A 25,209-nucleotide genomic window follows, 5' to 3' on the forward strand; every position below is an offset into this window, starting at 1 on the left:
GCGGCGCCGGGCGCGCGAGCTGCCCGGGGTCACAAAGTCGAGCTGGTGAACCCTTCCGGCTAACGTCATGCGAACTGGTCGCTCCGGCGACCAGTTCGCATGACTTCCCGACCAGGAGGAGCGCCCGTGGGTGCCGGACACAGCCATCGCGCCACCAGCGACACCGACGCCGACCACGTCAGCGTCGGTACGACGGCCCGGACCCTGCTGCTGGCCGGGCTCGGGATCGCGCTGCTCGCCACCCTCGTGGCCCTGGTCGTGTGGTGGCCGCCGAGTGACGTCGCCGACCGCGCCGCCGAGTCCGGGGGCGCCGCCGGCCAGTTCGCTGCTCCCGGCGTGACGTTCCCGAGCGGCGAGATCGTCTCGATCAGTGCGCGCTGCCCGGGCCGGGGGCTGCCCGACGGGTCGGGATGCAGCGAGCTCCGGGTCGAGGTCGACGGTGAGGGCGAGGTCGCCGTACAGGTCCCGCCGGAGGTGCTCGACTCCGGGATCGCCAAGGGCGACCACGTCGAGCTGCTGCGCACCCCGACTCCTGAGGCCGAGGACGGCCAGGAGGCGTCGTACTCCTACTTCGCGACCGAACGCAACGGCACCCTGGTCTGGCTGACGCTGTTCTTCGTCGTCGTGGTGATCTCGATCGCCCGCTGGCGCGGGGTGTTCGCGCTCGTCGGGCTCGCGTTCGGCGGCCTGGTGGTGTGGTGGTGGATGTTGCCGGCCCTGCTCGACGGGTCGCCCGGCGTCGGCGTCGCCCTCACCAGCGCGGCCGCCATCATGTTCGTCGTCCTCTACACGACCCACGGGTTCTCCCTGCGGACGAGTACGGCGCTCGCCGGCACCCTCGTCGGGATCGTGCTCGCTGCCGGCATCGGCGTGATCGCGATCGGCGATGCGCACCTGACCGGCATCAGCGACGAGAGCGGCGCCATCCTCGCGACCTTCGGGACCCTGGACTTCCAGGCGCTGCTGGGCTGCGCCCTGGTGATCGCCGGGCTCGGTGTCCTCAACGACGTCACCATCACCCAGGCCTCGGCCGTGTGGGAGCTGCGGGCCGTCTCGCCGGAGGCGTCCCGAGCCGAGGTGTTCGCCAGCGCCATGCGGATCGGCCGCGACCACATCGCCTCGACGATCTACACGATCGTGTTCGCCTACGTCGGCACCGCGTTGATCCTGCTGATGCTGCTGCGGGTCTACGACCGACCGCTCATCGACCTGCTCTCGACCGAACAGCTCGCCGAAGAGGTGATCCGGACCCTGGTCACCTCGGTCGGCCTCGTGCTCGCCGTACCCATCACGACGGCGCTGGCCACCCTCGTCGCCTCACCCGCGCGCCCCGATTGACTGACACTGTCGGCTTGCCGCCAGGCCAAGGTCCGCACAGCAAAAGTCGACTGCGGCGCGGCAGCGCGGCGAGAGCAGGTCGCTGGCAGCTTGCTGCCCAAAAAACCTGCGAAGACGCGTCTCGCGCAATCAGACAGTGGGGTCGGTCCAGGCGAGCTGGACGGTCTCGGTGCCACGGTCGCGGGTGATCAGGCGGCCACGGCCGGGCTGGGCCGGACCGGGACGGACGTTGCCGAGCAGCACGCCCTCGTCCCGGTTGCCCGCCAGCAGGATGCCGGGCATCGCGAGGTCGCGCAGCGACTGGATGACCGGTTCGTACAGCGCGCGCGACGCGCCACCGGACCGACGGGCGATGGCCACGTGCAGGCCCACGTCGCGTGCCTGCGCCAGCAGCGGCTGGAGCAGGGCGACCGGTGAGCTCTGCTGGGTCGCGACCAGGTCGTAGTCGTCGACCACCACGAACACCTCGGCGCCGGACCACCACGAGCGGTTGCGCAGCTGCTCGGGCGTGACGTCCGGTCCCGGGATCCTGTTCTGGAGGTACGTCGCCAGGTCGTTCAGCGCCGGCTGTGCCTGCGTGGCGGAGGTGAGGTAGTTCAGCAGGTAGTCCTCGGGGACCTCTCCGAGCAGCGAGCGCCGGTAGTCGACGACGACGATCTGCGCCTCCGCGGGCGTGCGGCTCCGCATGATCTCCTGGCAGTACGTCCGCAGCAGGTTGGACTTGCCCGACTTGCCGTCGCCGAAGAGCAGCAGGTGCGGCTCGGCGTCGGCGTCGAGCCCGACCGGCGCCAGCTCCTTCTCGTTGATCGCGAGCAGCAGGTGGCGCGCGGGCGGCGTCGCGGTGAGCGCCCGTACGTCGTCGAGGGTGATCCGGTCGGGCAGCAACCGGAGCTTGGGCCCGGTCGGGCCACGCCAGGCCTTGGCGACGGCGGAGATCAGGGCGTCCACCCCGTCACCCAGGGTGCCGGCCGACGGGTCGCCGTCGATGCGCGGGAGCGCGGACAGGAAGTGCAGCTTGCCGGGCACCAGGCCGCGTCCGGGCCGGCTCATCGGCACCAGCGCCGCGACCTTGCGGTCGATCTCGGAGTCGATCGGGTCACCGAGCCGCAGCTCGAGACGGGTGCCGAGGACGTCGCGCATCGCTGCGCGGAAGTCCGGCCAGCGGGTCGAGGACGTCACCACGTGCAGGCCGAAGGTGAGCCCTCGGCCGGCGAGCTGCTGGATCTCCAGCTCGAGGTCGTCGAACTCCGAGCGCAGGGTGCCCCAGCCGTCGATGACGAGGAAGACGTCGCCGTACCCGTCGTCGGCGCGACCCTGGCTGCGACGGCTGCGATAGGTCTCGATCGAGTCGATGCCCTGGTTGCGGAAGTACTTCTCGCGCCGGTCCACGATGCCCTTGACCTCGGCGAGGATCCGGCGGACCACCTCGGGCTCCGAGCGGCTGCCGACGCCGGCGACGTGCGGCAGCGCGGCGAGCGGGGAGAACGTGCCGCCGCCGAAGTCCAGGACGTAGAACTGCGACTCGAGCGGCGTGGTCGTCAGGGCCAGGCTGGTCACGATGGTGCGCAGCAGCGTGCTCTTGCCGCTGCGTGGACCGCCGACGACGGCCACGTGGCCGGCCGCGCCGCTGAGGCTGACCGTCAGGGTGTCGCGGCGCTGTTCGCGCGGGCGGTCGACGGTGCCGAGCGGGATGGTCAGGTTGCCGACACCACGCCAGCGCATCGACACCAGGCCCAGCTCGGGATGCGGGGCGAGGTCGGCCATCAGCTGGTCGAGGGTGTCGGGCTCGTCGAGCGGCGGCAGCCAGACCTGGTGGGCCGGCAGGCCGCGCCCTTCCATCCGTTGTACGGCGACGTCGAGCAACGTGATGCTGCTGTCGCTCGCTGCGGCGGCCGGTGCGACGTCCGGCTCGGAGTCGGTGTCGGGCAGGTCGAACGCCTGCACCTCGGAGATCGTGAACGGCAGGATGCCCCGCACCTTGCCTCCGCTGTCGCGGGTCACCCGGCGGCGTCCGGCCTCCGGCGGACCCGAGACGTACGCCGACTTGAACCGCGTCAGCGCCGTCGGGTCGGGCTTGAGGTAACCGAGGCCGGGAACGGCCGGGAGCTCGTAGGCATCGGGTACGCCGAGCACGGCGCGCGACTCCTGCGCGCTGAAGGTGCGCAGGCCGATCCGGTAGGACAGGTGCGACTCCAGCCCGCGCAGGCGACCTTCCTCGAGGCGTTGCGAGGCGAGCAGCAGGTGCAGGCCGAGCGACCGGCCGAGTCGTCCGATGGCGACGAACAGGTCGATGAACTCCGGCTTGGCCGAGAGCATCTCGGAGAACTCGTCGACCACGACGAACAGGGAGGGCAGCGGCGGCAGGCCGGCACCCGAGGGATCGCCCGACAGGCGCGCCTTCTCGTAGTCGCGGATGGAGGCGAAGTTGCCGGCCTCGCGCAGCAGCTCCTGGCGCCGCACCATCTCGCCCGACAGGGCGTCCTGCATGCGGTCGACGAGGGTGAGCTCCTGCGAGAGGTTCGTGATCACCGCGGAGACGTGCGGCATCTCGGACATGCCGGCGAAGGTCGCGCCACCCTTGAAGTCGACCAGCACCATGTTGAGCTGCTCGGGGGAGTGGGTCATCGCCAGGCCGAGCACGAGGGTGCGCAGGAACTCGGACTTGCCGGATCCGGTCGCACCGATCACCAGGCCGTGCGGCCCCATGCCCTGTTGGGCCGATTCCTTGATGTCGAGGTGCACCGGGGCGGCACCGTCGCCCACGCCGATCGGCACGCGCAGCCGGTCGCGAGCGGGTCGGGACCGCCACGCGGCGTCGGGGTCGAAGCTGCGTACGTCGCCCAGCCCCAGCAGGTCCATGAAGTCGGTCGGCGCGGTGATGTCGACGGCGTCGTCCCCGACCGTGGAGCCCGCGCTCGGCGTGAACAGCGGGGTCAGTCGTCGCGCCAGTGCCTCGGCGGTCACCAGGCTGCACTGGTCGCCCTTGGCACGCACCGGCTCCGTCCGGAGTCGTACGGCGACCAGGGGCACCGTGCTCGTGCCTGCATCGTGAGCGGGCCGGCCGCCGGTGCGCTGACGCGCCGGGACGTCCTCGATCTCCAGGCGCAGGGCGGTCGCGCTGTCGAGCTCGCCCCACCGGGCAGGGAGGTCGAGGACGGTGACGCCGTGCAGGCCGTCGGGCGGGATGACGTGGTTGCCGGGCGGCAGCTCTGCGCCATCGGTGATCAGCAGGATGTGCGGTGTGGCGGGGCGCTCGTCGGCGCCGAACCGCGGACGCTCGGTGAGGTCGGGCGGCAGCATCGCGACCAGGTCGGTCAGCGACGTGGTGACCATGCGCGCCGGGCCGACCGCGTCGGTCTGGTGCTGGCTGTGGGCGTGGGGGAGCCACTTGACCCAGTCCCAGTTGGCCAGCGTCGCCTCGGTCGCGAGGACGGCGACCTGCAGGTTCTCCGGCGACTGGAAGGTGCTCGCCGAGCAGAGCAGCGTCCGGGCGAGCGACCGGGCCTCCTCCTCGGCACCGCAGATCTCGATCCGGTCGAAGGCGCGCAGGTCGATCGAGGCGGGCAGGTCGGGCTGCAGCCGGTGGACCACGAGCAGGCGGTGCAGTGCGGAGGCCGATGCCGGGTCGACGTCGTCGATGGGTGCGCCCTCGGGGGGCACGAGCTCGAGCGCGAGGGGTTGCGCGCAGACGCCGTACCGCACCTGCAGGAAGGCGGGGTCGGCCGACGACCTCTCCCACACCCGGGAACGGTCCTCGGCGAGGGCAGGCAGGGCCGAGGGGTCGGGGTGGATCCAGGTCAGCGCGCGGCGTTGCTGGTCGGCCGCGTCACGGGCGACGCCCCGCACGGTGGCGAGGTAGCGGAGGTACTCGGTGCGGGAGCCCGTCACCTGCTGCTGGCGCTGCTTACGCTGCCGGTCGATCTGCACGATGATGAAACCGAGGGTCGCGAACAGGAACATGCCGCCCGCGATGTAGCGCAGCGCGGGGTTCTGTCCACTGCCGGTGCTGAGACCGGCGACCAGGACGATCGACCCGAGGCTGCCGAGCATCGGGATCGCGTTCATCGCGACCCCGGCAGCGCCTTCGCTGGGCTGGATCTGCGGCGGCGGCTGGATCTGCAGCTGGCCGCTCGGCAGGTCGGGACGTTCGCTGCGACCGGCTCGTTGCGTGAGGCTTCCGGGCGCAGCCGTGCGCACCCTCCGGCCCTGGGCCGTACCCGGTGTCCCCGGTGTCACGGTCATGCGGTGCTCCCCTGTCGTCGACGCCCGATCATGCGACGGCCACGATGATAGGCGGCGGCGTCAGTGGGTAGAGGAAGGTCTGTGGAAGCACGAAACGTACGACTACCCTGCGGACGGGGCCGTGAACCGCGGTGACGACGATGGATTTCTCGGGAGGCGCGATGTCGGGTACGCCGTCCCGGCCGCCTGCGGCCGGATCAGTGACTGCGGTGACCGTGCACGGACCCCTCGGCGTCCTCGACCTCACGGTGCCGACGGACGCGACGCTCGCCGACCTGGCCGCGACCTATGCCGCCGAGACGGGACTGGCCGCGCCGCTGCCGTTCGTCACCCGCACCGGTGAGCCGCTCCAGATGTCGACGGAGGTCGGTGCCGCCGGACTCGTCGCCGGGTCGGTACTGGTCGCGGTCGACCCGTCGTCGCGCCCGGCGCCGCCGCGTCGCTCCGGATCGAGCGAGTCCCGCTCCACCGGCGTGGCCCCCGGCCCGGCATCGAGCACCTGGCTGACGGTCGCCGTCGCCGTTGCCTTCGCCGCCGCGTGGTCCACGACCCGCCTGGCGCCGGACGACCGGTGGCCGACGATCGCCGTACTGCTTCTCGCTGCACTGGTCGGCTGCCTGCCGTTCGGTGCGCTGGCGACGCAACGCGTGCTGGCCGCCCCGGCGTTTGCCGCGGCAGCATGCTTCGCCGCCGCGTGGGACCCGCTCGACGAGCGTCTGCCGACCGTCTTCGGCGCGGCCGCGCTGGCTGCTGCCGTGACGGCGGCGGTGGGCCGGGCCCTCGCCGATCCGGACAGTGGTGCCGAGGTCGGACTGCGGATCCAGATGATCGTGGGCGCGGCGTGGTTCGCCCTGGCCGGAGTCGGCGCACTGACCAACGTGGCCCCCCAGGTGGTGTGGGCCGTGCTGTTCCTGCTGGCCGTGCTCGGGGCGCGCTTCGTGCCCGAGGTGGCCATCGACGTACCTGACCAGTACCTCCTCGACCTCGAGCGGCTCGCCGTCACGGCGTGGTCGGCCCGGGAACGCCCGGCAGGGCGTCGGGGCCGGATTGTGGTCCCCGAGCAGGCGGTGAGCATGGTCGCCGCTCGTGGTGCTCGCACGATCAGTGCCGCCGCGGTCGCGATCCTGGTAGTCGTCCTCGTCTCCGCGCCGATGGTTCTCTGGACCGCCCACCTGCCTCTGGACCGGATCGGCGCACGCTGCCTGGTGGGCTTCGGGGGCGGAACCCTGCTGCTCGCTGCCCGGAGCTATCGCCACGTGCTGGCCCGCCGCGTGCTGCGACTTGCTGGTGTCGTTTCGGTCGGTCTCGTCGCGCTGGCGATGCTCGGCGTGATGGGTCCGGGGGAGTCGTCGGACGGTTCCAGCCTGCCGGGATTCCTGGCCATGGCCGCCATCGCACTGGCCGCAATCCTTGTCCTGGTGGGGGTTCTGGTGGGTCGGGGCTGGCGTTCGGCATGGTGGTCTCGACGGGCCGAGGTCGCCGAAGCCGTGTGTGGTTCGTTCGCCTTCGGGGCCCTCGTGGTGGCCGTCGGGTTCTTCCGTCATCTGTGGGAAGTCACCGGCTGATGTTTAGCCCGGTCCGTGGCCGGGGTACCACCCATCGCGTCGGCTCTTTGAAAGCAACTCGGGAGCCAGTTCAAAGAGGTAAACCGCATCCAGCGGCCAGTCAGATGATCCGGCCGCAACCAGAGACCAAGGGAGAACAGACATGACTGTCGAGTTCGGACAGGCAGAAGGCGCACTCAAGCGGATCGCCGATCGAGTCATCCAGGCCAAGGATGAGTTCGGCAAGCACTCCAACACCCTCGACGGCCAGATCAGCGCCCTGAAGGGCAAGTGGGAGGGCGACGGCGGTCGCGCGTTCATGGTCCTCCACCAGGCATGGACCGAGAAGCACAAGGTCGTCACGACGGCGCTGGACAAGTTCCACGCCTCGCTGACCGAGACCGAGAAGGACAACGTTGCGGTCGACCAGCAGGCCGGCGGCAGCATGAACAACCTCATCAACAAACTCGGCAACCTCTGAGCCGGACGAGAACCCAAGGAGATATGACATGAGCCTCGACGGCCTCCGCGTCAACCACGGCGAGCTCGAAGCCGCTGCCCAGAACATGTACGCCACCGTCCAGAAGCTGGACGAGTCGCTCAACAACCTCGAGAAGGACATCGCCAACGACGTCGCCACCTGGTCCGGCCAGCAGCAGGAGGCCTACCGGGTCTCCAAGGCGGCCTGGGACTGGGCGATGCAGGAGATGAAGGACCTGCTCGACGAGAGCCACAAGACCGTCTACTCGTCGAACGCCGAGTACATGGCTGCCGACAAGCGCGGCGCGGGTCGTTTCGAATTCTGATCGACCTTTCATCACAGCGAGGGACCGACGCACACGCGTCGGTCCCTTTCGCTGATGTCAGGATGGGACGACGGTCTCGGGAAGGGTTGAGCAGATGACACAGGCAGGTCGGGTTTCGGGGGCAGTCGCCTCCGGACTGGTCCGGGTGACGATCACTTCGGGCACGCGGCGTGTGGACCTCGTGCTCCCCGGAGCGATTCCCGTGGCGGAGCTGCTGCCCGAGCTGGCCCGCAGCGTCGGGCTGCTCGATCCGGCCACGGTCCACGGCGGCTACCGCGTCGGCACGGCCGACGGTCGCCGGCTCGCGCCCGACACCGGCCTGATCCTGCAGGGCGTCGAGGACGGCGGCCTGCTCACCGTCTCCGCCGGTGTCGACGACCCGCCCCCGCGTGTGTACGACGACGTGGTCGAAGCGATGACCGATGTCGTCGAGCACGATCTCCAGCCCTGGCGGCCCGCCTCCGGCCGTCGTACGGCGTTGACGGCGGCCGGACTCTTCCTGGTCCTCGGCCTGGTCGCCCTGCTCATCCAGCGCGGCTCGGACCTCGCCGGTGCGGCGACCGCCCTGGTCGCCCTCGCCCTGTGTGCCGGCGGGATCGTGCTGTCGCGTGCCCAGCACGAGCCGGAGGCCGCGGTCGGCGTCTCGTGGCTCGGAGCCGCCTATGCGGCCGGCGCCGGCGTGATGTTCGCGCCGCTCGACGCCGACCTGTTCGCAGAGCCGTTGGCCTTCGCGGGTGCTGGAGCGCTCGTGGCCGGGCTGATCTGCGTCGTCGGTCTCGGTGCCGGGCGGACGCTGGTCTTCCCGCCGGTCGTGATCGGTGTCCTGGCCCTCGTCGTGGGTCTCTACCTCCGCTCGGCCGGGGGCGACGGCTTCGAGCCCGCTCCGCTGCTCACCACGGTGCTCGCGCTGGTGGTGCTGGCCGGCAGTGTCTTCCCGTGGCTCGCTCTCGGCGCGACCTCGACCCGGGTCGACCAGCTCTTCACCCCCTCCGACATCACCGCCGACCCCGAGGACATCGAGCACTCCCGGGTCGCCGCCGATGCCCGCATCGCGCACGAGATCCTGCTCGCGATCTCCGGCACCGTCGGCCTGCTGCTGGTCCTGGTGGCGCCGCTGGCGGTCAGCCTGGGCGTGAGCGGGACGCTGCTCGCGGTCGACGCGTGCCTCATCGTGATGCTGCGGACGCGGCAGTACCGCACCGGCAGCGAGGTGATGCTCGGACTCGGGACGGGCATCGCCGGCCTGGTGGTGACTGCCCTCGCGGTGCTGTCGATGCACGACGACTGGCGCCCCACGCTGTCGGTCCTGCTCGCGGTCCTGGGTGCCGTGCTGCTGACCGCGACCCTCTCGCCGTCCGTCCCGTCGGTACGACGGGGCCGGCTCGGCGACGTGCTCGAATCGGTCGCGCTGCTCACCCTGCTGCCCCTGCTGGTCGTGGCAGTCGGCCTCTTCGCCCAGGTCCGCCAGGCGATCTGATGGCGACCAAGAAGGACCTTGTCGAGGCGTACTCCTTCAGCCGTCGCCGACTGGTCACTGCCTTCGTGTCCGGGGCGCCCGGCGGGCGCGAGGTCGAGCCCGCCCGTCCGGGACGGATGATCGTCGGTGGCGTGGCGCTGGCCGTGCTGCTCATCGCGGGTGCGGCGGTCGCCGGCGCCCTCACCGATCGTCCGCCGGCCGACTGGGACACCCCGGGCCTGGTGACCGACGACCACGGTGCGCTGTACGTCATCCTCGAGGAGGACGCAGTCCCCGGTCAGCCGCGGCTGCGGCAGATCATCAACGTGACCTCCGCCCAGCTCATCCTGGGCGCCGACGTGAAGACCAAGAGCGTCCCCGAGGACGAGCTCAACGCGCGCCAGAAGGGTTCGCCGATCGGCATCCTCGATGCGCCCGCGACCGTGCCGGCGGCCGGCCAGCTGATCAACAGCGGCTGGATCTCGTGCACGGCGACAGGCAAGGGCATCAAGACCGAGGTCACGGACCGACCGGGTGTCGAGCTCGAGCCTGACCTGGGGTTCGTCGTGCGGGCGGCCGGCAGCGGGAAGCGCTACCTCATTGCCGAGGCCACCGTGGACGGTCGGCCGCGGCGCGCCTACAGCTACGAGCTGCCGGCTGACAACGACGGACTCGACATCGCCATCGGCGTCTCGCCCAACGACGAGATCGCGGTGCCCGACGAGTGGCTGGCGCTGTTCCCGGTCGGCGGCGCGCTGACGGCGTCCGGGTTGGCGATCCCCGACCTCGGTGCACCGGTGGGGGTCGCGGGCTACCCGTCCGGCACCCGCGTCGGTGACCTCGTCTCGCGCTCCGGCGACTGGTACGCCGTGTCGAAGCAGGGCCTCATCGAGCTGTCCGACTTCGCAGAGGCGGTCCTTCGCAACACCCAGCTCCCCGGTGCGGGTCGCCCGCCGGCGGAGACGGAGAGCGCCAACACCGAGGTGGCGGACGGTCCTCGTCCCTATGCCGCCGCGGCGTGGCCCGACGCCGTGCTCAGCGACTCGGCCGGCGCGTCCGACCAGATCTGTGGCCAGCTCGTGACCGAGGAGGACGAGCAGCCCCGGGTCCTGCTCGCCACCGCGCCCTCGGACTCCGGGATGCTCGACGGTGTCGCCAACGGTGGCCGTGAGGTGAATGTCATGTCCGGTCGCGGTGCCCTGATCCGATCGGCGGAGTGGACGACCTCGCGCGGCGGGACCACCTTCCTCATCGACGACCGGGGGCGCACCAACTCGGTGGCCGGTGCCCTCGAGGTGGAGAAGCTCGGCTACAAGAACGTGCCAGCCGTGGTCGTCCCCGACTCGTGGAACAAGCTGTTCCAGCCCGGCGCGGACCTCTCCCGCCTCGCCGCCCTGTGCCCGCCGACGACGAACGCTCCGTCGCAGGCCGACGAGGACAAGAACACGTGTTCGTGACCGTACGACGACCGCTGATCGCCTCCGTCGCGGCGCTCGTGTGTGGTCCGGTCCTGCTGTTCCCGGGGGAGTCGGTGGCGCACCAGACGGTCGCGGTCGCGGACGGTCCCGAGTGCGGGGCCGTGTCCCCGGACGACGACGTGGAGCGACCCGTGACCGGTGAGAACACCGCCATGGAGGCACTCCAGGTCCCGCAGGCCTGGTCGGAGGCGAGCAAGGCAGGCAAGCGCCCGGGTGCGGGCGTGACCGTGGTGGTGGTCGACAGTGGCATCACGGGGGTGGACGAGCGCGGCCCGTCGCCGCTGAAGAGCGCGCACGGCCTGATCGTGGGCGGGATCATCGCCGGGCCGAACCAGCCGAAGCCGGCGGTGTCCGTGGGCATCGCCCCCGGTGCCCGCATGGTCGACGAACCGTTCTACGACGTGCCGCGCGGCGAGGAGCAGGACGGTGTCCGGGTGCCGATGTCGGATGCCCTCGAGGCGCGGCTGAAAGCCATCACGGCACGTCGCCGCAGCGGACAGCTCAAGGGCCCCACCATCGTGGTGGTCCCGATGGAGGTCCTGCACACCGATTCCCTGGAGAAGGCCGTGCAGGCGCTGGTCGCGTCCGGCGCCCTGGTGATCGCCGCAGCGGGAGACCGCCCGGCCGCCGATGACTCCTTCCTGAAGTCGTACGCCGGCGAGACGGCCGCGCCCGGCGAGGACGCGGTCGCCGACGTCTGGCCGGCGGGCGGTGATGGCGTCGTCTCGGTGGGTGTCTCGACGCCGACCGATGGCGTGCTCCGCAACTCGGGCATCGACCTCGCCGCCCCCGGCACCGGATCTGTCTCCAAGGCGCTCAACGGCGCCTGGTGCGTGGTCACGACGGTCTCCTCGCACTGGGCCGCCGCGCAGGTCGCCGGGGTCGCGGCCGTCGTCTGGTCGGTCCACCGCAGCGACACGGCCCAGCAGCTCGAGGAGCGCCTCGAGGGCACGGCGAGCGGCAACAGCGACGGCGCCAGCCCGTTGACCGGGTACGGCGTCGTACAACCGGTCGAGGCGATCCTCCGGGACATCAACGGGATGGGTGCCGAAGGACACGAGGCGGACGTCGTACCCCGGGCCAAGGTGCCGCGGGAGCGGGCGGACCTGCTCGCCGACGCTCGCGAGAACGCCGTCTGGTGGGGACTGGGCGGGGGCGGTGCTCTGGTGATCCTGCTGGTGCTGCGCCCGGTGCTCGCGCGCCGGCGTGCGGGTGGCGGCTCAGACGTCCGTCGATGAGACCGCGTGGTCCTCGGCGAGCGCGAGCTCGGGCAGGACACCGGTCCAGCGCAGGACGAGGGCCGGACGAAGCTCGCGCACCTGGTTCAGCAGGGCGGTGAGGAGCAGGAACCCGCCGAAGATCTCGAGGCTCTCCTCGAGCGTGATCACGGTGAGGTAGCTCAGCGACTGGTGGCCGCCCGACACGAGGCTGCCGCCGATCATCTCGAGGCCCACCGCTCCGGCGAGGTAGACGATCGTGGCGACCAGCAGCTGCGGCCGGATGGTGGCGGACAGGTTCCGCACCAGCGGCGTGAAGTAGAAGAAGGCGGCGCCGACGACGAGCAGCGCGGGAAGCAGCCACGAGAAGTAGAGCACCCCGAAGTCGAGGCCGAGAGCGTTGCGGAGCGGGCGGGTGGCCATGTCGTGGAGCTGGGCGGTCTCGTCGATCGCCATGACCAGCAGGAACGCCGACAGGACAGCCCACCGGCCAGCGATCGCCTCGTGACGGAGGCGACGCACCTGGGCGACCAGGAGGCACAACGCGGCGGAACACCCCAGCAGGAACGAGGAGAACCAGGCGCCGATGTTGGCCTCGGCGTTCAGGTCCAGCTGGCGGACCAGTCCGTACTTGGTGGCGTAGACGTCGAAGCCCTCACGCGCGACCAGGCTGGCGACGTGGCCGACGATGAGCAGGACCGCGCACCAGGCCAGGATTCTTACGGGACGCACCATGAGCACTCACCAACGTTAAGGCTTGGCGTTCCCGGTAGCGCGCAAGCAATGACGAACGGCGCCGACGGGCGTCGACGCCGTTCGATCTGGCGGAGGTACGGGGATTCGAACCCCGGAGGGCGTTAACCCAACTCGCTTTCCAAGCGAGCGCCATAGGCCACTAGGCGATACCTCCGCGGAGGAGGCTACCCGTCGCCCGGCAGCGGCATGAAATCGTCCACGCCTCAGTGCTCTCGACAGCGCGACACCTCTGCACCACACTGATCCGCGGAGCGTCATCCTGGGGAGGATCTGGCATGGGGGATCAGCAGCGCCGTGCGCTGGCAGTTTTCGTGGTCGTGCTGGCAGGGCTGCTTGCCCTGCCGGTGGGTGCATCGGCAGGAGGGGCAGGTCCTGCCGAACGTTCGGCAGTGGCCGGGGCCGCGCCGCCGTCGTCGCTCGAGCGGACGGTCACCCATGACGGGCGCACTCTCAAGGTGCGGCTGACCCGGGTCAACACCCGGGCGCCCGAGTTCGAGGTCCTGGTCCAGCAGGCGAGCGGCGCGCTGGTCGCCACCGCTGCGCCCGCGGAGCGCTCCTACCTCGGCACCGTCGACGGGGTCCCGGGCGCGAGCGTCGCCGCGGTGCTCCGCTCCGACGGCAAGGTCGAGGGCCTGATCGCCTTCGATCGTGGCGGCACCTGGCAGTTCGTGGACTCCACGGTGGTGGGCACCCGCGGGCTGTCCCAGCCGGCGACGTACAAGTGGCCGTCCGCCACCGACGCGTCCCGCAACGTCACGGTCGTCCCGGGGCAGGTCGGGTCCAGGACCTATCGGTGGAGCGTCGGGTACGACCTCGCGAACCGCTGGTTCAGTGACGCCGCGACGGTCACCGGTTCGGTGGCGCGTGCGCTCGACGCCGTCGAGCTCAACACCGTGCTCCTCCAGCTCGCCTACGAGACCGACGCCCGGCTCCGGCCGGCGACGGGACGGGTGATCGTTCGCGCCTCCGCCTCGGCCGAGCCCTATGCCGGGTACGACTCGCCGCTCGGCGACGTCCGTGAGGAGTGGCGTACGGCGCAGGCGGACTCCGGCGCCGACGCCGTTGCCCTCTGGCACGGCGGGGCCGGAGGTGGCGGCGTCGCCTACCTGCGCACCATCGCCAGCGACTGGGGCGTCAGCGCGAACGGCGGCACGGGCACACCCTGGGTGGTGACCCGCCACGAGCTCGGCCACGTCTGGGGAGCGGACGACAACCACACCAACGGCCCCGAGGGCGCGACCATCAACTCGGGCAACCAGTTCCACCGCTTCGACGGCACCGAGCTCAGCGCGATCCTGCGGCTCCGCAACGACCGACTGGTGCGGGCGGTGTCACCCTTCGAGGTCGTCCCCGCGCAGACGGTGCCCCTGCCGCCGTACGCCGCTCTCGACCTGGTGATCCACCAGACCAGCGGTACGGCCTTCTCCTTCCGGCCGACCGCCAACGACCACGACGCGAACGGGAACGCCCTCGCCCTGGCCGGTGTCGCCTCCCGCAGCCAGCTGGGTGGGCGACTGTCCTACTCGGGCAACGTCGTGACGTACGTCCCGCCCGCGGTGTCGAGTCGGACGACCGACTTCGTGCGCTACGTCGTGCGCGACTCCACCGGGCGTACGGCGACGGGCGTGGTGCTGTTCCGCGTCGATCCCGCGCCCCGGCCCGGCCCGGTCAGCTCGTGGCCCGCGATCTCCGTTGCCGACGCCACGGGCTACGCGCTGGTCAACGCCCAGTCCGGGCTGCGCATGGGCCGCAGCTCGACCGGTGCGCTCGTCCAGCGAGGGGCAGCGGGGACGCTGACCTCGTTCAAGGTGCGCCGGCTCACGGGCTACGCCATCCGCAGGGTGGGCGGTGGCTGCCTGGAGGCGCGCTCCGACGGAGCCGTCGTGATCGTGCGCTGCCGTGCGATCGCTGCCCAGCGCTTCCGGTTCGTGAAGCACCCTGTGACCGGGACGGCCGTGGTCAGCGCGCGGTTCGGGACCTGCCTGCACCCGGACCGGGCGAGCATGACGAGCGGCGCGAAGATCAGGCACCGGCGTTGCGGGCTGTCCCTGGCGATGAGCTGGGGTGTCCGTGCACCTGACGTCTCGACGTGGGGGCCCGTCGCTCCGGCAGCAGGGCAGCGCTCCCTCGTCCAGCTCGGCTCGGGGCGCCCCGCCGGCGTGCCCGCCGCCGCGTCCGGGAACTCCGAGCTGCTGATCCGGGAGCCGGACGGCACCGCGACGCGGGTGATCATCGCGCGCAACGCCAACGGCACGTACCAGCTCCGCAACGCCCTGACCGGCCGGTGCTACGACGCCTACGGCACTGGTCCGGGCGGTCAGGTCGGCACGTACTCGTGCGGCACCCAGGAGAACCAGCAGTGGCGCGTCCTCGCCAACCCGGCCGGCGGCCTGTCGTTCCGGCTGGTGCGGGGCGGTCTGTGCCTCGGCGTGACCAACCGCAGCCTCGGAACCGGCCTGACGATGAACGCGTGTGGGCTCGGCGTCGGCGTGCGCTGGCGGATCGACACCTGAGTTCGGTGGTCTGCCGGGGGTCGACTAAAGTGCTCCCAACCCCCCGTGCGGCGGCATCTCACCCAACTCCCCCAGGGCCGGAAGGCAGCAAGGGTAAGTGAGCTCTGTCGGGTGCACGGGGGGCCTTTGCGTTCCCGGTGCCTGCGCCCCGTACTGTCGATCGACATGGCAACCGGCGCGATGATCCACACGTTCACCGTGCAATGGGCCGACATGGACCGTGGGGTCTACGAGGACTTCACCCTTCGCGTGGCGCGGCATCCGTCCGAGACTGACGCGTACATGCTCACGCGCGTGCTGGCCTACTGCATGGAGTACGAGGAAGGCATCGCGTTCAGCGAGGGCATCTCCTCGACCCAGGAGCCTGCCGTTCTCGTCCGTGACCTGACTGGCCGGGTCCTTGCGTGGATCGAGGTGGGTGCACCGGACGCCGAGCGCCTGCACCAGGCCAGCAAGCTGGCGGACCGGGTGGCGGTCTACACCCATCGCGACCCGGTCAGGGTGATGGCCACCTGGTCGGGGAAGCGCATCCATCGCGCCCAGGACGTCGTTGTACGCAGCTTCGATCCCGGCTTCATCGATGCCGCGGTCGCTGCGATCGAACGCCGCAACGTGACCACGCTCTCCCTCACGGAGAGCCAGCTCTACCTCGACCTGAACCAGACGACGCTGCAGTCGACGGTCCACGAGCATCGGATCGAGTGAGCGCTCCCTCGTCCACCCGGGCATGGCCCTGTGGTGATGTCGGCGTGGCTGGTTAGTGTTCACACGTGGACTCCCCGCTCGCGCTCTACCGCCGCTACCGGCCCGAGACCTTCGCCGAGGTGATCGGGCAGGAGCACGTGACCGAGCCGTTGCGTGCGGCCCTGGCCGCCAACCGGGTCAACCATGCCTACCTGTTCTCCGGTCCGCGAGGTTGTGGCAAGACCACGAGTGCCCGGATCCTGGCGCGGGCGCTGAACTGCGAGCAGGCGCCGATCGCCGATCCGTGTGGCGAGTGCGACAGCTGTCGTGACCTGGCCCGGGGTGGCCCCGGGTCGATCGACGTGATCGAGATCGACGCGGCGTCGCACGGTGGTGTGGACGACGCCCGCGACCTGCGCGAGAAGGCGTTCTTCGCGCCGGTGCGCAGCCGCTACAAGGTCTACATCATCGACGAGGCGCACATGGTCACCACGCAGGGCTTCAACGCCCTGCTCAAGCTGGTCGAGGAGCCGCCGCCCCACCTGCGCTTCATCTTCGCGACGACCGAGCCCGAGAAGGTCATCCCGACCATCCGCTCGCGCACGCACCACTACCCGTTCCGGCTGATCCCGCCGCGGTTGCTGTCCTCCTACCTCTCCGAGCTCTGCGAGCTGGAGGGCGTCACGATCGAGCCTGCAGCGCTGCCGTTGGTCGTGCGCGCCGGAGCTGGCTCGGCTCGCGACACCCTCTCGGTCCTCGACCAGCTCCTCGGCGGAGCCGGTCCTGCCGGCGTGACCTACGAGCTCGCCAGCGGCCTCCTCGGCTACACCCCCGACACGCTGCTCGACGACGTCGTGTCGTCGTTCGCGGCCGGCGACGGGGGCGCCGTCTTCGGTGTCGTCGACAAGGTGATCGAGACCGGACAGGACCCGCGTCGCTTCACCGAGGACCTCCTGCGCCGCCTGCGCGACCTGGTGATCATCTCCGCCGTTCCCGACGCGGCCGCGTCCGGCCTGATCGACGTGTCCGGCGACCAGGCCGACCGGCTGGTCGCCCAGGCCACCTCGTTCGGTCGGGGCGAGCTCACCCGGGCCGCCGACCTCGTCGCGTCCGGCCTGACCGACATGCGCGGAGCGACCGCTCCCCGCCTGCTGCTCGAGCTGATCTGTGCGCGGATCCTGCTCCCGGCCGCCGACCACAGCACCGAGGGCGTGCTGGCCCGGCTGGACCGTCTCGAGCGCCGTGCCGCCATCAGCGGTACGACGTCCGCGGAGTCTGCTCCGGCGCCCGCCCCCGCAGCCGTGCCTGCGCAGGACCGCCCGGTCCCGTCGCGCGCCGAGCGGGCCGCGCCCGAGCGGTCCGAGGAGCCGGCCCCGCCGCAGCGGCAGGCGCCGCCGGCGCCCGAGCCGGTCGCCGTCGTACCGGACCCGGAGCCGGAGCCGATTCGCGAAGCGGCCGCTCCCGAGCCAGTGGCCCCCGAGCCCGTCGCCCCGCAGCCGGTGGCCCCCGAGCCCGTCGCTCCCGAGCCCGTCGCGTTAGTCCCGGAGCCGGCCACACCTGCCGCCACCCCCGCCGCCGCGCCTGCCAGCGCTGCGCCGGCCGGCAGCGCCCTCACCCTCGTCGACATCCGCAGGTTGTGGCCCTCGGTGATCGACCGGGTCAAGGGCGTCAAGCGGGTCACCTGGATCCACCTCACCCAGAACTCCCAGGTGGTGGGGTTCAACAACGCCGTGCTCAGCCTCGGCTTCCAGTCCGACGGACCGCGCAAGTCGTTCGAGTCCGGCGGGCACGCCGAGATCGTCCAGCAGGCGGTGATCGACGAGATCGGCGCCAACGTGCGGATCGAGGCGATCATCGACCCGGCTGCCGATCCGAACGCCCACACGCCACCCGCACCCGTTGCGCCGTCGGCGCCCGAGGCAGCGCCCGTCGCCGCAGCTGCTCCGCAGCCGGCCGCGCCGGCCGCACCCCAGGCGTCCGCTGCCGACGCCCCGCCGTGGGCCGTCGAGGGCGACCAGGGTCCGGCCGACGAGCCGGTCTCCCGCCGTCCCCGGATGGCGGACATCCAGGCCGAGGCCGAGGCCCCGAAGCAGGACCCCGACGCCTCGGTCTCGTTCGACGACGCCGAGGTCGACGAGGAGTCCAGCGCCGAGCTGCTCGCCCGTGAGCTCGGTGCCCGCGTCATCGAGGAGATCCCGCGCGGCTGAGGCCGCCGCGTTACCGCCTCCACCCTGACCCCGTTCCCCCTGCAGAGATGAGATGACCATGAGCCAGAACCCGTTCGACGCACTCTCCGGTGGCGGCGACCTCTCCGGTGCCCTTGGGGGCCTGGATCTCGGCGCCCTGCTCCAGCAGGCCCAGCAGATGCAGGAAGACCTCCAGGCCGCACAGGACCGGTTGGCAGACACGAGCGTCGAGGGCTCGGTCGCCGGTGGCGTCGTCACGGTCACCGTGTCGGGTGTCGGTGAGCTCACCGCCGTGAACATCACCCCCGAGGCCCTCGACGGCACCGACGCTGCCGCGCTGGCCGACCTCGGCGACCTGATCGTGGCGGCCTTCCGCGACGCCCGGACCAAGGTCGACGAGCTGGCCAGCAGCACCCTCGGCCCGCTGGCCGGCGGGCTCCCCGGTGCGGGTGAGCCCGGCCTGCCGGGCCAGCTCGGATTCTGAGCGGACACCGGCGTTGTACGAAGGCGTTGTCCAGGACCTGATCGACGAGCTCGGGCGGTTGCCCGGGGTCGGTCCGAAGAGCGCCCAGCGGATCGCGTTCCACCTGCTGCAGGCCGACCCGGTCGACGTACGCCGTCTCGCGGACGTGCTCATCGAGGTCAAGGCGAAGGTGAAGTTCTGCAGCATCTGCTTCAACGTGGCCGAGGACGACCAGTGCCGGATCTGCCGTGACGTGCGACGCGACCCGTCGATCCTCTGTGTGGTCGAGGAGTACAAGGACGTCGTGGCGATCGAGCGGACCAGGGAGTTCCGGGGGCGCTACCACGTCCTGGGCGGCGCGATCTCGCCCATCGACGGCATCGGTCCGGAGCAGCTGCACATCCGGGAATTGCTCACTCGTCTGGCCGACGAGGTGGTCACCGAGGTGATCCTCGCGACTGATCCGAACCTCGAAGGTGAAGCGACAGCGACGTACCTCACGAGAATGCTCGGGCCGTTGGGGTTGCGCGTGACACGTTTGGCGAGTGGACTTCCGGTGGGAGGAGACCTGGAGTACGCCGATGAGGTCACCTTGGGTCGGGCATTCGTGGGAAGGCAGACAGCAACATGAGCGAGAACACCAACGTCACCGAGGTGACCGACAAGCTTCCGGGACTGGCTGCGCTCGAGGCGCTGATTGCCCTCGAGACGGAGACCGTGCGCCTTGCCGACGAGATCGCGGCCTCGGTCCGGTCGTTCCTCGACGGGCTGCGGGTCGTCGCGGCCGAGGCAACGGGCGGGCAGGCGGTGTCCCTGCTGCTGCTCCAGATCAGCCAGATCGCGCTGACCGGCGCGCGTCTGGGCGTGCACCGGGACTTCGCCCCGCGCGACGAGTTCCAGCCCGATGACGGCCCGGATCCTGACCTGGACGGGCTCCGGCTCCAGCTGGCGACCCTGCTCGGTGACCTCGACACCTACAGCTACGTCTTCGACCCGTACCAGCCCGAGATGGTCGAGGGCCTGCTGTCCGACGACCTGACGAGCATCGCAGCGGACCTCGAGGTGGGCGTGCGCCACTACGACGTCGGCGACGTCGAGGAAGCGCTGTGGTGGTGGCAGTTCTCCTACGTCTCGGCGTGGGGAGCGCTCGCCGGCGCGTCGATGAAGGCGCTGTTGTCGGTGGTCGCCCATGACCGACTCGACGTCGACCTCGACCGCACCCAGGAGATCGAGCTGGTCCAGGTCGCGGCAGCGGTGCTGGGCGACTGAACCCGGTCGCCCGGACCGGCGTACGACGACCGGGCTGGACGCTGGCGAAATCCGCTCGCGTACCTCGGTAGAATCGGGCTCGGCCCACCGTGCCGTGTCGCGGTCGTGGCCAGGTCCCCTTCCCCGTACAGCCAGGAGTGAGCCCCCGTGGGCATTGTCGTGCAGAAGTACGGCGGCTCGTCGGTCGCCGATGCGGCCGGCATCAAGCGCGTCGCGCAGCGCATCGTCAACACCAAGAAGGCCGGCCACCAGGTCGTCGTCGTGGTCTCGGCGATGGGGGACACGACGGACGAGCTGATCGATCTCGCCAACGAGGTCTCCCCGCTGCCGCCGGCCCGTGAGCTCGACATGCTGCTCACCGCCGGTGAGCGGATCTCGATGGCCGTGCTGGCCATGGCGATCCAGAGCGTCGGGCACGAGGCGCGGTCCTTCACCGGTTCGCAGGCCGGTGTGATCACCGATGCCGAGCACGGCCGGGCCAAGATCATCGACGTGACGCCCGGTCGCATCCAGGCGGCCATCGACGAGGGCGCGATCGCCATCGTCGCCGGCTTCCAGGGCGTCTCGCAGACCACCAAGGACATCACCACGCTCGGCCGCGGCGGCTCGGACACGACTGCCGTGGCGCTCGCCGTCGCGCTCAAGGCCGACGTGTGCGAGATCTACTCCGACGTCGACGGGATCTTCACCGCCGACCCGCGGATCGAGCCGCGCGCCCGCAAGGTGCCGCGCATCTCCTACGAGGAGACGCTCGAGATGGCCGCGCAGGGTGCCAAGATCCTGCACCTGCGGTGCGTCGAGTACGCCCGCCGCTACGACATGCCCATCCACGTCCGCTCGTCCTTCTCCGAGAAGGAGGGCACCTGGGTCGTCAAGGCCGAGGATGTAGTCCAGGAGGAATCCATGGAAGCCGCCATCATCACCGGTGTCGCCCACGACCGCAGCCAGGCCAAGATCACTGTCGTCGGTGTGCCGGACAAGCCGGGCGAGGCGGCCGCACTGTTCCGCGCCGTTGCCGACGCGCAGATCAACATCGACATGATCGTCCAGAACGTGTCGGCCGCCGCGACGGGCCGCACGGACATCTCGTTCACGCTGCCGAGCGGTGAGGGCCAGACCGCGATGACCGCGCTGTCCCGGATCCAGGAAGCGGTCGGCTTCGAGAGCCTGCAGTACGACGACAGCGTCGGCAAGGTCTCCATCGTCGGCGCCGGCATGAGCTCCTCGCCGGGCATCTCGGCGCGCTTCTTCGAGGCGCTCTCCGAGGCGGGCGTCAACATCGAGATGATCTCCACCTCCGAGATCCGGGTCTCCGTCGTCGTCGCGGAGACGCAGGTCGAGGACGCCGTCAACGCTGCACACGCCACCTTCGAGCTGGGCTCGGACGAGATCGAGGCCGTCGTGTACGGCGGAACGGGGCGATGAACGCCATGGGACTCAGCATCGGAATCGTCGGGGCCACCGGCCAGGTCGGCGTCGCCATGCGCCAGATCCTGTTGGAGCGGAACTTCCCGGCTGACACGATCCGGTTCTTCTCCTCGGCTCGTTCCGCGGGCAAGGTGCTCGCCTACGGCGACCGCGAGATCGTCGTGGAGGACGCCGAGACGGCCGACCCGACCGGGCTGGACATCGCGTTGTTCTCCGCCGGTGCCACCGCGTCCCGGGCGCTCGTGCCCCGGTTCGTCGACGCCGGTGTGATCGTCGTCGACAACTCCTCGGCCTTCCGCAAGGACCCGTCGATCCCGCTCGTCGTCTCGGAGGTGAACCCCGAGGCGGCTGCCGAGGTGATCGCCGCCGGTCGCGGCATCATCGCGAACCCGAACTGCACCACGATGGCCGCGATGCCCGTGCTCAAGCCCCTGCACGACGAGGCCGGCCTGGTCCGGCTGATCGCGTCGACGTACCAGGCCGTTTCCGGCTCCGGCATCGCCGGTGTCGAGGAGCTCGCCACGCGTGTCGAGGCAGCCGGCGACAAGGCCCGTGAGCTGGCGTACGACGGCGAGGCCGTCACGTTCCCCGAGCCCGGCGTCTACCAGCGGACGATCGCCTACAACGTGGTGCCGCTGGCCGGCAGCATCGTGGACGACGGTCTCAACGAGACCGACGAGGAGCAGAAGCTCCGCAACGAGTCCCGCAAGATCCTGGGCCTCCCCGACCTGCGGGTCTCCGGCCTGTGCGTGCGGGTCCCCGTCTTCACCGGCCACTCGCTGGCGATCAACGCCGAGTTCGAGCGGCCGCTGACCGCTGCCCGGGCGACCGAGCTGCTCTCCGGCGCGGCCGGCGTCGAGCTCGCCGAGATCCCGAACCCGCTCGCTGCGGCCGGGAAGGACCCGTCGTACGTCGGCCGGATCCGTCAGGACCCGGGCGTCGACGACAACCGTGGCCTGGCTCTGTTCGTGTCCAACGACAACCTGCGCAAGGGCGCCGCCCTCAACACGGTGCAGATCGCGGAGCTGATCGCCGCCTCGCGGTGACGGGAGTTTCACCGGCCGGCCGGTGAAACTCAAGCCTGGACGAGGAAGGTTCGTCGTCCAGGCATGAGTTTCGTCGTCCAGCCCCAGTGCAGGATCAGGCTTCTGTTGGTTCCACGAACGTCTTGGTGACCCACACCGAGGCGAGATAGCCCGCGATGCTCAGCACGGGAATGATGATGAGCATCGTCCAGCTGTCGAGCAGGTCGATCAGGAACAACAGGGCCACCACGGCCACGAGGCCCACCGCCAGGAAGCTGCTGCTGCCGGGGTCGGGAATCAGGAAGACCTTCAGCAGGGCACTGCCCAGCAGCACACACAGTGCGAAGGTGGCGATCAGCAGCAGGAAGCCCGGGCCACCGCCGCACGAGGACGTGCCCCGGACGGCTTCACAGCCGCGCAGCGACAGCCAGGTCAGGGCGACCATTGCGGCGCCCACCACGAAGCCCGTGAGGGCGGCGGCGCGGTAGAGGGTCAGCAGGGGGCCGTCCGGCCCGATCGCTGCGATCTCGGCGTCCTCGGTGGCAGCGGTGGTCGTCGACACCGGCTCCGGCTCGACCTGGACCGGCTTCGCGGCCGCCTTGGGCGCCGGCTTCGGCTGGGTGACGGTCGGTTTGGTCGCGACGGGAGCAGGTTCGGGTTCGGGTTCGGGTTCCGGTTCGGGTTCCGGTTCGGGCTCCGGCTCCGGCTCGGGTTCGGGCTCCACAGTCTCCAGGACCGCCGTGGGCTCCTCGACGATCTCTTCCTCGGCGACGGGCTCTTCGGCGACGGGCTCTTCGGCGACGGGCTCCTCGGTCGCCGGGACCTCAGCCGTCGCGGGCGTCGGACGAGATGCGGCCGCCGGGGTGGGCTCTTCGGGCGCGCCGGACGTCTCGACCGGCTTCTTCTTGCGCCCGAACAGCTTGGGCGGTTCCAAGCTGAGCTTCAGCTTGTCCTGCTCATCTGACATGGCGTGCAGTCTGTCACGAAGGTCCGGCCAAGGGGACAACCCCCACGCGAGGCCGGACACGCCGTTCTCCTGCGCTCAGCACGCACCTGGTGCGGGCTGAGCGCAGGAAAGACCGGTGTGTCGGTCGTGACGGCCCGGAACATCGGGAAAACGGAAAGATCCGAACCCCCGATGAGGGTTCGGATCTTTCGCATCTCTTGCGAGATCACACGGTCGGGCTGACAGGATTTGAACCTGCGGCCTCTTCGTCCCGAACGAAGCGCGCTACCAAGCTGCGCCACAGCCCGCCGATCACCAGCCCCCTTGCGGGGACGGCTCACAAGCACGGGAGCATAGCGGAGGCGAGAGGCCGACCTGCAATCGGGAGCCGGGTTTCGACCGGCCCGGGACCCGGCCAGTACTACGCCAGGGGCAGCAGGTTGAGCACGACCGCCTCGGGCCGGCAGGCGATCCGGACCCGGGTGTACGGGTTGGTGCCGATGCCCGCCGAGACGTGCAGCACCGCCGACCTGGGATCGCCCGGACGGGAGTCGGCGGGGTGGCGGTGCAGGCCGCGAGCCCGCGCGGGATCGATGTCGCAGTTCGTGGTGAGCGCGCGGGCACCGCCGGGCCAGGGAAGACGGACCTGACCGCCATGGGTGTGCCCGGCGATGATCGCGTCGTACCCGTCCGCCGCGAACTGGTCCAGCACGCGCAGGTACGGCGCGTGCGTCACCGCGAGGCGCAGGTCGGCGTCGGTCTCCGCTGCTCCGGCAACGGCGGGGAGGTCGTCGTACCCGAGGTGGGGGTCGTCCACCCCCGCGAACGCGAAGGTGGTCTCGCCCACGGTGAGGCGGGAGCGACGGTTGGTGAGGTCCAGCCACCCTGCGCCGGCCAGGCCGGCGCTCAGGTCGCCCCAGGGCAGCTGGGGGACCTCGGTGTGGCGCTTGCCGTCGTCCGGCAGCAGGTACGCGATCGGGTTGCGCAAGCGGGGCTCGAAGTAGTCGTTGGAGCCGTGGACGAACACGCCGGGCACGTCGAGCAGGTCACCGAGGCTGTCGAGGACGACCGGCACGGCATCGCGGTGCGCGAGGTTGTCGCCGGTGTCGATGACCAGGTCGGGCTCCAGGGCGGCCAGCGACCGCAGCCACTCCTGCTTGCGGGTCTGCCCGGGCGTCATGTGGATGTCGGTGAGGTGCAGCACCCGCAACGGCCGCATCCCGGCCGGGAGCACCCGGACGTCGTAGGTCCGCAGCGTGTACTGGCGGGCCTCCCAGGCGGCGTACGACGTCACGGTGGCCCCGAGCACTCCGCCGAGTCCTGCGGTCCGCAGCAGAGCGCGCACGAATCCCATTCGGCAAGCACATCACACGGCAGGCACAATCAACGCATGAGCACCCTCAAGGACCGTCTGCGCGCTGACCTCACCACTGCCATCAAGGCCCGTGACGACGTGCGGTCCTCCACGCTGCGGATGGTCCTCACCGCGGTCACGAACGCGGAGGTGGCCGGCAAGGTCGCCAAGGAGCTCTCCGACGACGAGGTGCTCACCGTGCTCTCCAGCGAGGCCAAGAAGCGCCGCGAGGCCGCCGTGGCCTTCGAGGAGGGCAACCGGCCCGAGCAGGCGGCCAAGGAGCGGGCCGAGACGGCCGTGCTCCAGGACTACCTGCCCCAGCAGCTCGGGGTCGAGGAGATCGCAGCGATCGTCACTGCCGCCGTCGAGCAGGTCGGCGCGGCCGGGGCCGGCCCCAAGGCGATGGGCCAGGTGATGGGCATCGTGACGCCGCAGGTCAAGGGGCGCGCCGACGGCGCCGCTGTCGCTGCAGAGGTACGACGCCAGCTCGGCTGAGCCAGCGCG

At 70.9% G+C, this 25,209-nt stretch carries 20 protein-coding genes, 2 tRNA genes and 1 other RNA gene; 17 read left to right on the top strand and 6 right to left on the bottom strand.

Features of this window, described 5'->3' with window-relative positions:
- The first annotated feature begins 126 nt into the window (after window positions 1–126).
- Entirely contained in the window at window positions 127–1,338 is a 1,212-nt protein-coding gene (locus ASD84_RS21670) for a YibE/F family protein (RefSeq protein ID WP_235531195.1), read from the top strand.
- Window positions 1,339–1,467: 129 nt separating this feature from the next.
- Here ASD84_RS21670 and eccCa read toward each other — a convergent pair whose 3' ends face one another.
- Window positions 1,468–5,580, bottom strand: coding sequence for a type VII secretion protein EccCa (eccCa, locus tag ASD84_RS21675; protein ID WP_082573941.1), 4,113 nt, complete (start codon window positions 5,578–5,580; stop codon window positions 1,468–1,470).
- A 140-nt stretch (window positions 5,581–5,720) separates the two neighbouring features.
- Between eccCa and ASD84_RS21680 the strand changes: the two genes are divergently transcribed.
- The 6 genes from ASD84_RS21680 to ASD84_RS21705 all read left to right on the top strand — a co-directional run bounded on the left by ASD84_RS21680 (window position 5,721) and on the right by ASD84_RS21705 (window position 12,102).
- A complete protein-coding gene (locus ASD84_RS21680; RefSeq protein WP_156392163.1) occupies window positions 5,721–7,145 on the top strand; it encodes a hypothetical protein in 1,425 nt (474 codons plus the stop codon).
- A 142-nt stretch (window positions 7,146–7,287) separates the two neighbouring features.
- Window positions 7,288–7,605, top strand: a complete 318-nt coding sequence (locus ASD84_RS21685) for a WXG100 family type VII secretion target (protein ID WP_056715502.1) — start codon at window positions 7,288–7,290, stop codon at window positions 7,603–7,605.
- A gap of 28 nt (window positions 7,606–7,633) precedes the next feature.
- A complete protein-coding gene (locus tag ASD84_RS21690) occupies window positions 7,634–7,930 on the top strand; it encodes a WXG100 family type VII secretion target (protein WP_056715505.1) in 297 nt (98 codons plus the stop codon).
- A 145-nt stretch (window positions 7,931–8,075) separates the two neighbouring features.
- Complete coding sequence (gene eccD, locus ASD84_RS21695; RefSeq protein ID WP_235531196.1) at window positions 8,076–9,407, top strand: type VII secretion integral membrane protein EccD; 1,332 nt, start codon at window positions 8,076–8,078, stop codon at window positions 9,405–9,407.
- A complete protein-coding gene (eccB, locus tag ASD84_RS21700) occupies window positions 9,407–10,843 on the top strand; it encodes a type VII secretion protein EccB (protein WP_056715511.1) in 1,437 nt (478 codons plus the stop codon). Before eccD ends, eccB begins: the two co-directional genes overlap by 1 nt.
- Window positions 10,840–12,102 carry a S8 family serine peptidase gene (locus ASD84_RS21705; protein ID WP_156392165.1) on the top strand — a complete coding sequence of 421 codons (1,263 nt, stop codon included), beginning with the start codon at window positions 10,840–10,842 and terminating at the stop codon, window positions 12,100–12,102. Before eccB ends, ASD84_RS21705 begins: the two co-directional genes overlap by 4 nt.
- On the opposite strand, the gene ASD84_RS21710 is transcribed toward ASD84_RS21705, so the two are convergent.
- Window positions 12,085–12,822: a hypothetical protein gene (locus tag ASD84_RS21710; protein WP_056715516.1), complete on the bottom strand. Its 738-nt coding sequence runs from the start codon at window positions 12,820–12,822 to the stop codon at window positions 12,085–12,087. The two genes, ASD84_RS21705 and ASD84_RS21710, sit on opposite strands and share 18 nt — an antisense overlap.
- Window positions 12,823–12,903: 81 nt before the next feature.
- Window positions 12,904–12,991 (bottom strand) — tRNA-Ser (locus ASD84_RS21715).
- Between the two features lie 121 nt (window positions 12,992–13,112).
- Here ASD84_RS21715 and ASD84_RS21720 point away from each other — a divergent pair.
- The 9 genes from ASD84_RS21720 to ASD84_RS21755 all read left to right on the top strand — a co-directional run bounded on the left by ASD84_RS21720 (window position 13,113) and on the right by ASD84_RS21755 (window position 22,426).
- Window positions 13,113–15,350, top strand: a complete 2,238-nt coding sequence (locus tag ASD84_RS21720) for an RICIN domain-containing protein (protein ID WP_082573943.1) — start codon at window positions 13,113–13,115, stop codon at window positions 15,348–15,350.
- 37 nt (window positions 15,351–15,387) lie between these two features.
- Window positions 15,388–15,478, top strand: an RNA gene (ffs, locus tag ASD84_RS24890) — signal recognition particle sRNA small type.
- 37 nt (window positions 15,479–15,515) lie between these two features.
- Window positions 15,516–16,055, top strand: coding sequence for a YaeQ family protein (locus ASD84_RS21725; RefSeq protein ID WP_056715523.1), 540 nt, complete (start codon window positions 15,516–15,518; stop codon window positions 16,053–16,055).
- A 65-nt stretch (window positions 16,056–16,120) separates the two neighbouring features.
- Window positions 16,121–18,241: a DNA polymerase III subunit gamma and tau gene (locus ASD84_RS21730; RefSeq protein ID WP_056715526.1), complete on the top strand. Its 2,121-nt coding sequence runs from the start codon at window positions 16,121–16,123 to the stop codon at window positions 18,239–18,241.
- A 58-nt stretch (window positions 18,242–18,299) separates the two neighbouring features.
- Window positions 18,300–18,704: a YbaB/EbfC family nucleoid-associated protein gene (locus ASD84_RS21735; protein ID WP_056716136.1), complete on the top strand. Its 405-nt coding sequence runs from the start codon at window positions 18,300–18,302 to the stop codon at window positions 18,702–18,704.
- 13 nt (window positions 18,705–18,717) lie between these two features.
- On the top strand, window positions 18,718–19,314 hold the full coding sequence (recR, locus tag ASD84_RS21740) for a recombination mediator RecR (protein ID WP_056715529.1): 597 nt from the start codon (window positions 18,718–18,720) through the stop codon (window positions 19,312–19,314).
- Window positions 19,311–19,952 (top strand): DUF5063 domain-containing protein, encoded by a 642-nt coding sequence (locus tag ASD84_RS21745; RefSeq protein WP_082573945.1) that lies wholly within the window; start codon window positions 19,311–19,313, stop codon window positions 19,950–19,952. The genes recR and ASD84_RS21745 overlap by 4 nt, the downstream gene beginning before the upstream one ends.
- 147 nt (window positions 19,953–20,099) lie before the next feature.
- Window positions 20,100–21,377: an aspartate kinase gene (locus tag ASD84_RS21750; RefSeq protein ID WP_200954656.1), complete on the top strand. Its 1,278-nt coding sequence runs from the start codon at window positions 20,100–20,102 to the stop codon at window positions 21,375–21,377.
- Between the two features lie 5 nt (window positions 21,378–21,382).
- Window positions 21,383–22,426 (top strand): aspartate-semialdehyde dehydrogenase, encoded by a 1,044-nt coding sequence (locus tag ASD84_RS21755; RefSeq protein ID WP_056716145.1) that lies wholly within the window; start codon window positions 21,383–21,385, stop codon window positions 22,424–22,426.
- A gap of 94 nt (window positions 22,427–22,520) precedes the next feature.
- Here the strand turns inward: ASD84_RS21755 and ASD84_RS25605 are convergent, their stop codons facing one another.
- From ASD84_RS25605 to ASD84_RS21770, 3 genes are all read right to left on the bottom strand, one after another.
- The gene (locus tag ASD84_RS25605; protein ID WP_056715530.1) at window positions 22,521–23,372 is read right to left on the bottom strand and encodes a hypothetical protein; all 852 of its coding nucleotides are present in this window, start codon (window positions 23,370–23,372) and stop codon (window positions 22,521–22,523) included.
- 213 nt (window positions 23,373–23,585) lie between these two features.
- Window positions 23,586–23,659: transfer RNA gene (locus ASD84_RS21765), tRNA-Pro, on the bottom strand.
- Window positions 23,660–23,772: 113 nt separating this feature from the next.
- Complete coding sequence (locus ASD84_RS21770) at window positions 23,773–24,705, bottom strand: metallophosphoesterase (RefSeq protein WP_056715534.1); 933 nt, start codon at window positions 24,703–24,705, stop codon at window positions 23,773–23,775.
- A gap of 36 nt (window positions 24,706–24,741) precedes the next feature.
- On the opposite strand from ASD84_RS21770, the gene ASD84_RS21775 reads away from it, so the two are divergent.
- The gene (locus ASD84_RS21775) at window positions 24,742–25,200 is read left to right on the top strand and encodes a GatB/YqeY domain-containing protein (RefSeq protein ID WP_056715538.1); all 459 of its coding nucleotides are present in this window, start codon (window positions 24,742–24,744) and stop codon (window positions 25,198–25,200) included.
- Window positions 25,201–25,209: the final 9 nt, after the last annotated feature.

It is taken from the genome of Nocardioides sp. Root682, from assembly GCF_001427795.1.
GTDB lineage: Bacteria > Actinomycetota > Actinomycetes > Propionibacteriales > Nocardioidaceae > Nocardioides.

Bases quoted from the DNA above. Each gene is read 5' to 3' on its own strand.
- ASD84_RS21745 (WP_082573945.1), top strand. From the start codon at position 19,311: ATGAGCGAGAACACCAACGTCACCGAGGTGACCGACAAGCTTCCGGGA.
- ASD84_RS21775 (WP_056715538.1), top strand. From the start codon at position 24,742: ATGAGCACCCTCAAGGACCGTCTGCGCGCTGACCTCACCACTGCCATC.
- ASD84_RS21755 (WP_056716145.1), top strand. From the start codon at position 21,383: ATGGGACTCAGCATCGGAATCGTCGGGGCCACCGGCCAGGTCGGCGTC.
- ASD84_RS21735 (WP_056716136.1), top strand. From the start codon at position 18,300: ATGAGCCAGAACCCGTTCGACGCACTCTCCGGTGGCGGCGACCTCTCC.
- ASD84_RS21720 (WP_082573943.1), top strand. From the start codon at position 13,113: ATGGGGGATCAGCAGCGCCGTGCGCTGGCAGTTTTCGTGGTCGTGCTG.
- eccB (WP_056715511.1), top strand. From the start codon at position 9,407: ATGGCGACCAAGAAGGACCTTGTCGAGGCGTACTCCTTCAGCCGTCGC.
- ASD84_RS21680 (WP_156392163.1), top strand. From the start codon at position 5,721: ATGGATTTCTCGGGAGGCGCGATGTCGGGTACGCCGTCCCGGCCGCCT.
- ASD84_RS21770 (WP_056715534.1), bottom strand. From the start codon at position 24,705: ATGGGATTCGTGCGCGCTCTGCTGCGGACCGCAGGACTCGGCGGAGTG.
- ASD84_RS21690 (WP_056715505.1), top strand. From the start codon at position 7,634: ATGAGCCTCGACGGCCTCCGCGTCAACCACGGCGAGCTCGAAGCCGCT.
- ASD84_RS25605 (WP_056715530.1), bottom strand. From the start codon at position 23,372: ATGTCAGATGAGCAGGACAAGCTGAAGCTCAGCTTGGAACCGCCCAAG.
- ASD84_RS21685 (WP_056715502.1), top strand. From the start codon at position 7,288: ATGACTGTCGAGTTCGGACAGGCAGAAGGCGCACTCAAGCGGATCGCC.
- ASD84_RS21725 (WP_056715523.1), top strand. From the start codon at position 15,516: ATGGCAACCGGCGCGATGATCCACACGTTCACCGTGCAATGGGCCGAC.
- eccCa (WP_082573941.1), bottom strand. From the start codon at position 5,580: ATGACCGTGACACCGGGGACACCGGGTACGGCCCAGGGCCGGAGGGTG.